Annotated in this window: 7 protein-coding genes; 6 read left to right on the top strand and 1 reads right to left on the bottom strand. The window is 73.7% G+C overall.

Features of this window, described 5'->3' with window-relative positions:
* Positions 1-29: 29 nt before the first annotated feature.
* The 5 genes from GCU69_RS11355 to GCU69_RS11335 all read left to right on the top strand — a co-directional run bounded on the left by GCU69_RS11355 (position 30) and on the right by GCU69_RS11335 (position 7,062).
* Positions 30-1,082 (top strand): carbohydrate ABC transporter permease, encoded by a 1,053-nt coding sequence (locus GCU69_RS11355; RefSeq protein WP_408055791.1) that lies wholly within the window; start codon positions 30-32, stop codon positions 1,080-1,082.
* The gene (locus tag GCU69_RS11350; protein WP_156205853.1) at positions 1,079-1,948 is read left to right on the top strand and encodes a carbohydrate ABC transporter permease; all 870 of its coding nucleotides are present in this window, start codon (positions 1,079-1,081) and stop codon (positions 1,946-1,948) included. Before GCU69_RS11355 ends, GCU69_RS11350 begins: the two co-directional genes overlap by 4 nt.
* Positions 1,948-3,249 carry an ABC transporter substrate-binding protein gene (locus GCU69_RS11345; RefSeq protein WP_156205851.1) on the top strand — a complete coding sequence of 434 codons (1,302 nt, stop codon included), beginning with the start codon at positions 1,948-1,950 and terminating at the stop codon, positions 3,247-3,249. The genes GCU69_RS11350 and GCU69_RS11345 overlap by 1 nt, the downstream gene beginning before the upstream one ends.
* A 548-nt stretch (positions 3,250-3,797) precedes the next feature.
* Complete coding sequence (mgt, locus tag GCU69_RS11340) at positions 3,798-5,003, top strand: macrolide-inactivating glycosyltransferase (RefSeq protein ID WP_156205849.1); 1,206 nt, start codon at positions 3,798-3,800, stop codon at positions 5,001-5,003.
* A gap of 844 nt (positions 5,004-5,847) precedes the next feature.
* Entirely contained in the window at positions 5,848-7,062 is a 1,215-nt protein-coding gene (locus tag GCU69_RS11335) for a S8 family peptidase (RefSeq protein WP_156205847.1), read from the top strand.
* Positions 7,063-7,311: 249 nt separating this feature from the next.
* Here GCU69_RS11335 and GCU69_RS33595 read toward each other — a convergent pair whose 3' ends face one another.
* The gene (locus tag GCU69_RS33595; protein WP_235978405.1) at positions 7,312-7,479 is read right to left on the bottom strand and encodes a hypothetical protein; all 168 of its coding nucleotides are present in this window, start codon (positions 7,477-7,479) and stop codon (positions 7,312-7,314) included.
* A gap of 459 nt (positions 7,480-7,938) precedes the next feature.
* Here GCU69_RS33595 and GCU69_RS11325 point away from each other — a divergent pair, with 459 nt between their 5' ends.
* On the top strand, positions 7,939-8,487 hold the full coding sequence (locus GCU69_RS11325) for a DUF1697 domain-containing protein (RefSeq protein WP_156205846.1): 549 nt from the start codon (positions 7,939-7,941) through the stop codon (positions 8,485-8,487).
* Positions 8,488-8,739 lie beyond the last annotated feature (252 nt).

Here is an 8,739-nt window from a genome sequence, read left to right as displayed (position 1 = left end):
GTCCCCGAGGAGCCGATGCCGTGACACTCGTGACCGCCCCGCCGCGGCCGGACAGCCGCGGGCCCGGGCCAGGGCGCGGGGGAGTGGACCGCTCCCTCCCCGGCGCCTGGTTCCTGGTGCTGCCCGCGCTCATACCGATCCTGGTCCTGAGCGTCGGCCCGCTGCTCTACGGCATCGCGCTGGCCTTCACCGACGCGCAGTCCGGCCGCACCGAGCCCACCTCGTGGACGGGACTGCTCAACTTCCGGGACCTGCTCCGGGACACCCTGTTCTGGGAGTCCTTCAGGATCGGCCTGATGTGGGCGGTGGGCGTCACCGTCCCGCAGTTCCTGCTGGCCCTCGGTCTGGCGCAGTTGCTCAACCGGGAACTGCGCTTCCGCTGGCTGGTCCGCGCCCTCGCGATCGTGCCCTGGGCGATGCCGGAGGTCGTCGTCGGCATCATGTGGCGGCTCGTCTACCACCCCGACGCGGGCATCCTCAACGAGACGCTGCGCGATCTGCACCTCGGCGGCGGCACCGACTGGCTGACCGGGCTGGCGACCGCCCTCCCGGCCGTCGTCGTGGTCGGCATCTGGGCGGGCATGCCGCAGACCACCGTCGCGCTGCTCGCCGGACTCCAGAACGTCCCGCGCGAGCTGCACGAGGCCGCGGCCATGGACGGAGCCGGTGCCTGGCGCCGCTTCCGCAGCGTGACCTGGCCCGCGCTGAAGCCGGTCGCCCTTGCGATCACCGCGCTCAACTTCATCTGGAACTTCAACTCCTTCGCCCTGGTCTACGTCCTCACCAACGGCGGCCCGGGCGGCCGCACCCGGCTGCCGATGCTGTTCGCGTACGAGGAGGCCTTCCGTTACGGGCAGTACGGTTACGCCGCAGCGATGGGCTGTGTGATGGTCGCCGTGATCTCCGTCCTGCTGGCGGTGTATCTCGCCGGCAGCCTCCGCGGCGACCACGACGGCCGCCACGACCGCAGCCGCCGCCGCAGCCTCCGCGGTGACCGCGGCCGCGGCTCCGGCCGCCCCGCCCCCGACCCGGCCCGGTCCCCGGCGCGCACCGCGGACACCGGCACGGAGGCGGCGCGATGACGGCCCGTACCGCCGGGGCGGGCGCCCGCCGCTCGCCGCGCCGCACGGCCGGCAGCGCGGGCCGTCACCTCGCGCTGCTGTGCTATCTGGTCTTCCTGGGCTTCCCGCTGCTGTGGCTGCTGTCCACCGCCTTCAAGCCCCCGGGCGAGCTGGCCACGCTGCACCCCACCTGGTGGCCCGAGGACCCGACCCTGGCGAACTTCCGCCAGGCGTTCGACGAGCAGCCGCTGTTGCGCTCCGCCGGGAACAGCCTGCTCGCGGCGACCGCGGCCGCCGTCATCGCCGTCGTGATCGCGACCCCGATGGCCTACGTCATGGCGCGGCACCGGGGCCGGCTGGCGCGGGCGGCCACGGGGTGGGTGGTGGTCAGCCAGGCGTTCCCGTTCGTACTGGTGATCATCCCGTTGTTCCTGGTGCTCAAGGAGCTGCGCCTGATCAACGCCCTGCCGGGACTGATCATGGTGTACGTCGTCTGGTCGCTGCCGTTCGCGCTGTGGATGCTCACCGGCTACGTCCGCGCGGTGCCCCGCGAACTGGAGGAGGCCGCGGCCGTCGACGGCGCGGGACGGCTGCGCACCCTGGTGTCGGTCACCGCGCCGCTGCTGGCCCCGGGAGTCGTCGCCACGGCCATGTTCGCGTTCATCACCGCCTGGAACGAGTTCTTCTTCGCGCTCGTCCTGCTCAAGTCACCGGAGAAGCAGACCATGCCGGTCGTCCTCACCCACTTCATCGGGGCGGAGGGCGTCGCCGACCTCGGGCCGCTCGCCGCCGCCGCGTTCCTCGCGACGCTGCCCTCGCTGCTCGTGTTCGCCGTCATCCAGCGCCGTATCACCGGCGGAATGCTGACCGGGGCGGTGAAGAGCTGATGCGCCGGCGCGCCCTGCTGTCCGCGGCCGTGGCCGCACCCGCCGCGGCGCTGCTGCCGGGCTGCGCCGCCGGCCGCGACGACCGGCGGGGGCCGGACGGCACGATCCGGCTCCGCTTCCAGTCCCTGGCCTGGCAGCAGGAGTCCGTGGAGATCAACAAACAGCTCGTCCGGGAGTGGAACGAGGCCAATCCGCGGGTCCGGGTGGAGTATGTCCAGGGCAGCTGGGACAGCGTGCACGACCAGTTGCTGACCGCCTTCGAGGGCGGCGAGGCGCCGGACGTCATCCACGACGCCTCCGACGACCTGGCCGACTTCGCCTACGGCGGCTATCTGACCGACCTCGGCCCGCTGCTCCCGCGCGGGCTGCGGGAGTCGATCCCCGAACGGAGCTGGCGCACCGCGACGTTCGACGGCGGAATCCACGGGGTGCCGTTCCTCCAGGAGCCCCGGGTCCTGATCGCCAACCGGAAGCTGCTGGAGGCGGCCGGCGGCGTACGGATTCCGACCCCGGACGACCCGTGGAGCTGGCCGGAGTTCCGCGCGGCCGCCCGGAAGCTGACCCGGGGCGGCACGTTCGGCGTCGCCTGGCCGCTCAAGGAACCGGTCTCCTCGACGCTCAACCTCTCGCTCTCCGCCGGCGGCCGGGTCTTCCACCGCGGCACGGACGGGAAGGCGGAGATCCGTTTCGGCGCGGCCGACCGGGTGGTGCCCGGGATCGTGCACGACCAGGTCAACACGGACCGCTCGGCGTCCCGCGGCACGCTCGGCATGGGCGGCTCCGACACGCTGCCGGGCTTCTTCGCGGGGAAGTACGCGATGGTGCCGCTCGGGTTCTCGTACCGGCAGCAGGTCGAACAGCAGGCGCCGGACGGATTCGCGTGGACGGTGCTGCCGGCGCCCGCGGGGCGCGAGGGACTGCGGCAGGGCGTGAGCCCGCAGACGTTGTCGGTGGCGCGGGACTGCCCGTATCCGGAGGAGGCGGTGCGGTTCATCGCCTTCTTCCTCCGGCCCCGCAATCTGGTACGCCTCGCCCGCGGCGACTGGATGCTGCCGACCGCCACCGAGGCGCTGGCGGACCCGGCCCTGCACACCGAGCGGCACGGCTGGGCGACCGGCACCGCGCTCGCCGGGGAGCTGTATCCGGCCCCGGCCCAGTCGGTGCGCGGCTATCCGGAATGGAAGGACAAGATCGCCACGCCCGCGCTCCAGGAGTTCTACAGCGGTGCGATCGGCATGGAGGAGCTGGGCACCCGGCTGGTACGGGACGGCAATCTCGTGCTGGCCCGCTACCAGCGGTGAACGGCCGTCGGTCCCGGACACGGAATCCGGGCCCGGCGCACGGCGGCGGACGGCGGCGGACGGGGCCGGGGGAGCGGGGGGCTGTCGGGGAAGCCGAGCAGTTCCGGGGGGCGGCGCAGTTCCGGGGGGCGGCGCAATCCCGGGAGAGCGGAGGGCTTCCGGGAGAGCGGAGGGCTTCCGGGAGAGCGGATGCGGCGTGGGGCAGTGGCCGGGGCGCGGGCCGGTCGGGACGCCGGGCCGCTCCGCGGGACAAGGACGCCGGTCCCGGGACGCCGGGCCGCTCCGCCGGACAAGGTCGCCGGGCAGGCATGCCGGGCCGCTCCGCCACAGGGGCGCCGGACAGGGGTGCCGGGCGGGCGCGCCGGGGGCAGCGGGACGGTCGGCGTGGTGGCTCGCCGGGAAATCGATTGTTCGAGACGGTGCGTATCGTCTAGTCTTCCGGGCATGGCCTTCCAGATCTACGAGTGACGACGCCTCGGTCACCAGCGCCCCTGTCTGTCCTCCGTGCGGCCCGGTGCCGTACGTCATCACTCGAGGAGCGTGCGCTCATGCAGCGTGCTCGCAAGCCTGCCCACATCGCGATGTTCAGCATCGCCGCCCACGGTCACGTCAACCCCAGTCTGGAGGTCGTCCGTGAACTCGCCGCCCGCGGCCACCGCGTCACCTACGCCATCCCGCCGCAGCTGGCGGACGTCGTCGCCGGCGCCGGTGCCGAGCCCAAGGTCTACCGCAGCACCCTGCCGACGGACGACGACCCGGACGCCTGGGGGGAGGGGTTGCTGGACAACGTGGAGCCGTTCCTGAACGACGCGATCCAGGCGCTGCCGCAGCAGCTCGCCGCCTACGAGGGCGACGAGCCGGATCTCGTCCTGCACGACATCGCCGCCTATCCGGCACCCGTGCTCGCCCACCGCTGGGGCGTGCCCGCCGTCCTGCTCTCCCCGTGCATGGTCGCCTGGGAAGGGTACGAGCAGGAGGTCGCTGAGCCGATGTGGGAGCCGGTCCGGCAGACCCCGCGCGGCATCGCGTACTTCGAGCGCTATCAGGCGTGGCTCGACGAGCACGGCATGGACCACACGGACCCCGACCGGCTCATCGGCCGGCCGCGGCGGTGCGTCGCGCTGATCCCGCGGGCCATGCAGCCCAACGCCGACCGCGTCGACCCGTCCGTGTACACCTTCGTCGGCCCCTGCCAGGGCGACCGGGCTCACCAGGGCGACTGGGAACGACCGGCGGACGCGGAACGCGTGCTCCTGGTGTCGCTGGGCTCCAGCTTCACCAAGCAGCCCGGGTTCTACCGGGCCTGCATCGAGGCGTTCGGCGGTCTCGACGGCTGGCATGTGGTGCTGCAGATCGGCAAGTTCACCGACGCGGCCGAACTCGGCGAAATCCCCGCCAACTTCGAGGTGCACACCTGGGTGCCGCAGCTGGCGATCCTGAAGCAGGCCGACGCGTTCGTCACGCACGCGGGGATGGGCGGCTCCCAGGAGGGGCTGGCCTGCGGCGTTCCCATGGTGGCGGTGCCCCAGGCCGCCGACCAGTTCGCCAACGCCGACCTGCTCCAGGAGCTGGGCGTCGCCCGCCACCTGCCGATGGAGGAGGCCACGCCCGAGGCACTGCGCGAGGCGGTGCTGGCCCTGACCGGTGACCCGCGGGTGGCCGAACGGTCCGCGGAACTCCGCCGGGAGATGGCCGCCGAGGGCGGGACGTCCCGCGCGGCCGACCTGATCGAGGCGGAGCTCCGGCAGCCGTGACCCGGCCGTGCGCGCACGGCGAGGCACAGCCGTGAGAGCACGGCCGTGAGAGCACAGCCGTGAGAGCACGGTCAGGGGCTCAGCCGTCGTGAGCGCACGGCGGCGGGACTCGGCCTGAGCGCACGGCGGAGGGCTCGGCCCGGGCGTGCGGCAAAGGGCTCGGCCGTGACCGTGCGGCGGAGGGCTCGGCCGAGAGCGCGAGGCGGAGGGCTCGGCCGTGACCGCGAGGCGGCGGCCGCACCGGCCCGGTGCGGCCGCCGCCGTACGCGTCAAGGCGCGTTCCGGCTCGCCGCCCGCGCCCTCCTCTGCCCGCGCGCCCCGCGGGGAGGCCGTCCCCGGTGCGGTCTCCCCGCGGGGCAGTTCTTCGTCGTACGGGGCAGTTCTTCGCCGTGCGGCTCCGGCAGCGGCGCGGGCCGGGCCGGCGGACACCGGTCGCGCCCGCCGAGCGGATCCCGTGATGACGCCGGCGGCGCCTCACCGCTGCCCCGTCAACACCAAACTAGGGCGGGCCGGGACGCCGTTCATCCTGCGCTCCGGTGAACCGGCGGCCCGCTTTCTCCGCCTTTTGGCGTGGGCGGGACCCCTACCGGAGGCGGTCGGGGCCCCTTACACCCAACCGAGTTGAGGGATTCCGCCCCAACTGGAGCCGGTATGGCGTCATTTGAAGTTACCGACTGGTTGTGACCTGTGCCACACCGATAGCCGAACATTGATCTCCGCATTGAATTGAGCGCGTCAATCGGTCAGGCTTTCGAGCTACCCGGGGCGCACATCTTCCTGCGAACCGGGCGAGTTGCGGCAACGCTTCCATCCCCCCACACAGCACACGAGGAGATCCCTCTTCATGGCTACTCACAAGCGTTCCGGCAAGCGCCGGCTCACCATCGCCATCACCGCCGCCGCGGCGGTGACCGGCGCGACGCTCATGGCCCTTCCGGCCGGAGCCGCCCCCGCCGAGGGCAAGGTCTACGGCACCGACGCCAAGACGGCGATCAGCGGCAGCTACGTCGTCATGCTCAAGGACGACGCCGGCGCGAAGACCCTCGAGGCCACCGGCAAGAAGGACCTCGCCAAGGAGTACGGCGGCACGCTCAAGCGCAACTACGGCGCCCTGGACGGCTTCTCCGCCAGCGGTCTGACCGAGGCCGAGGCCAAGAAGCTCGCCGGCGACCCGGCCGTCGACAAGGTCGTCGCCAACAAGAAGTTCACGATCAGCGGCACCCAGTCGAACCCGCCGTCCTGGGGCCTGGACCGCATCGACCAGGCCGAGGCCGAGGGTGACGGCGCCTACAACTACCCGGACAGCGCGGGTGAGGGCGTCACCGCCTACGTCATCGACACCGGCGTCCGTGTCACCCACGAGGACTTCGAGGGCCGCGCCAGCCACGGCTTCGACGCCATCGACGGCGACGAGTCGGCCGACGACGGCAACGGCCACGGCACGCACGTCGCCGGCACCATCGCCGGTGCCGCGCACGGCGTCGCCAAGAAGGCGGACGTCGTCGCGGTCCGCGTCCTCGACGACCAGGGCTCCGGCACCACCGAGCAGGTCGTCGCCGGCATCAACTGGGTCACCGAGAACGCCTCGGGCCCGTCCGTCGCCAACATGAGCCTCGGCGGCGGCGTCGACGAGGCCCTCGACGAGGCCGTTCGCCAGGCGATCGCCGCCGGTGTCACCTTCGGTGTGGCCGCGGGCAACGAGTCCAGCGACGCGGGCTCCAGCTCCCCGGCCCGCGTGGAGGAGGCCATCACGGTCGCCTCCAGCGCCGAGGGCGACACGCAGTCGAGCTTCTCGAACTACGGAAGCGTCGTCGACCTGTACGCCCCGGGCTCGGAGATCACCTCCACCTGGAACGACAGCGACACCGGCACCAACACCATCTCCGGTACGTCGATGGCGACCCCGCACGTGGTCGGCGCCGCCGCCGTCTACCTGGGCGGCCACAACGACGCCACCCCGGCCGACGTCGCCACCGCGCTCACCGACGGCGCCACCGCGGACGCCATCTCCAACCCGACCGGTGACACCCCGAACAAGCTCCTGAAGGTCGTCGAGTAACCGGCCGCGGGGCCGACCCGCCTCACCGCACCGGCCGCCGTGCCCGCCCCACCGGGCACGGCGGCCGGTCGTGTGCGGTGGCCCGGCCTCGTACGGCGGGCGCCCCGGGCCCGCGGCCCTCGGGGTGCCCCGGGGTTCGCGGGTGCCCTCGGGCCCGCCGTACCCGCGTGGTGGCCGGCCGGGTGCCCGTACTCACCGCTTCGCCCTGCGCGGCCGGGTGCCCGTCCCCACTGCTCCCTCGTGCGCGGCTCAGAACTCCGGTGCCCCGTCCGCCGCTTCCCGCGCGCGGCCGGCCCCGCACGTCAGCAGCCGGGTGACGCTGCCGTCGTCCTCGCGGATGCCGCGCACCCGGTCGTAGCCGATCCGCTCCAGCAGGGGCAGCGACGCGGTGTTCTCCTCCGCGACGGTCGCGTGCACCGCGTCCGGCCCCCAGCTCCCCGAACCCGTATCGCGTGAGGGCGCGGGCCAGTTCGGTGCCCAGCCCCTGCCCCAGCCCTCCCGCGCCGGCGCGCAGACGATCCCGTACCGCCCGACTGCGCCGTCGGCTTGATCTCCGCGTGGCCGGTGCAGCGGCCGTCGGCCCGCCGCCGCACCGCCCGGACGTCGAACAGCCGCTGCGGACACACCTCGTCGAACACCCGCCGGAACAGCGCGCGGACCGCCGCCTCGGGCTGCGGGCCGCTGCCCATCCGGCGCGCGACGTCCTCGTCCGTGAAGAGCGCGGTGAAGTCCTCCTTGTCGTCGCGCGTGTAGGGGTGAGCAGCGGCCGCGTGGTCGCCGGATCCGGGGGTCATGACCGGACGCCAACCCCGCGCACCCCGTCCCACCACCCGTTTCCGGGCGAGGCCGGGGCCTGTTTCGCGTAGCGTCCGGACCATGACGACGACGTACGTGGCGCTGCTCCGCGGTATCAACGTGGGCGGCAACAAGAAGGTCCCGATGGCGGAACTGCGCGAGCTGCTGGGCGGGCTCGGCCTCGACGGGGTGCGCACCCTGCTGCAGAGCGGCAACGCCGTCTTCACCGGCGCCGACCGGGACCCGGCCGAACTGGCGGCCGCGATCGGGCGGGCCCTCGAGGACCGCTTCGGCTTCCCCGTCACCGTCATGGTCCGCACCGCCGCCGAGCTGCGGGCCGCCGCCGAAGCCAACCCGTTCCCGGACCCGGCCTCGGACCCGGCGAAGTACACCGTCACGTTCCTGTCCGCGCCGGCGGACCCCGAACCGCTCGACGCGATCGACCCGTCGTCCTACGCCCCGGACGAATACCGTCTCGCCGCCGGCGGCCGCGAGCTCTACGGCCGCTTTCCGAACGGCCTCGGGCGCAGCAGGCTCAGCCCGCTCCTCGACCGGCGCCGGCTGGGCGCCGAGGCGACGACCCGCAACTGGAACACGGTCACCAAGCTCCTGGCGATGACGGAGGACTGAACGGGGCCGGGGGCGGCAGCGGGCTGGAACCGGGGCCGGGGGCGGCAGCGGGCTGGAACCGGGGCCGGGGCGGAGCGGGCTGGAACCGGGCCCGGACGGGGACGGGGGCGGGATCGGGGGCCGGACCGGTGTCGGCCGGAGCCGGGGCGGAATCCGGCCGGAGCCGCGGCGGACCGATGGCGGGGGCCGTGCCGGGCGGGGGCCGGACCGGGTTCTGCCGGGGCCCTCGGGGGCGTACTCCGGGCTTCCGGC

The sequence above is a fragment of the Streptomyces lycii genome, from assembly GCF_009735685.1.
GTDB classification, from domain to species: domain Bacteria; phylum Actinomycetota; class Actinomycetes; order Streptomycetales; family Streptomycetaceae; genus Streptomyces; species Streptomyces lycii.
The sequence above is the reverse complement of the archived record's forward strand: the minus strand, read 5'-3'. Positions and strand labels throughout refer to the sequence as shown.

Coding starts and splice junctions, on each gene's coding strand:
- GCU69_RS11350 (WP_156205853.1), top strand. CDS start 1,079: ATGACGGCCCGTACCGCCGGGGCGGGCGCCCGCCGCTCGCCGCGCCGC.
- GCU69_RS11335 (WP_156205847.1), top strand. CDS start 5,848: ATGGCTACTCACAAGCGTTCCGGCAAGCGCCGGCTCACCATCGCCATC.
- GCU69_RS11325 (WP_156205846.1), top strand. CDS start 7,939: ATGACGACGACGTACGTGGCGCTGCTCCGCGGTATCAACGTGGGCGGC.
- mgt (WP_156205849.1), top strand. CDS start 3,798: ATGCAGCGTGCTCGCAAGCCTGCCCACATCGCGATGTTCAGCATCGCC.
- GCU69_RS11345 (WP_156205851.1), top strand. CDS start 1,948: ATGCGCCGGCGCGCCCTGCTGTCCGCGGCCGTGGCCGCACCCGCCGCG.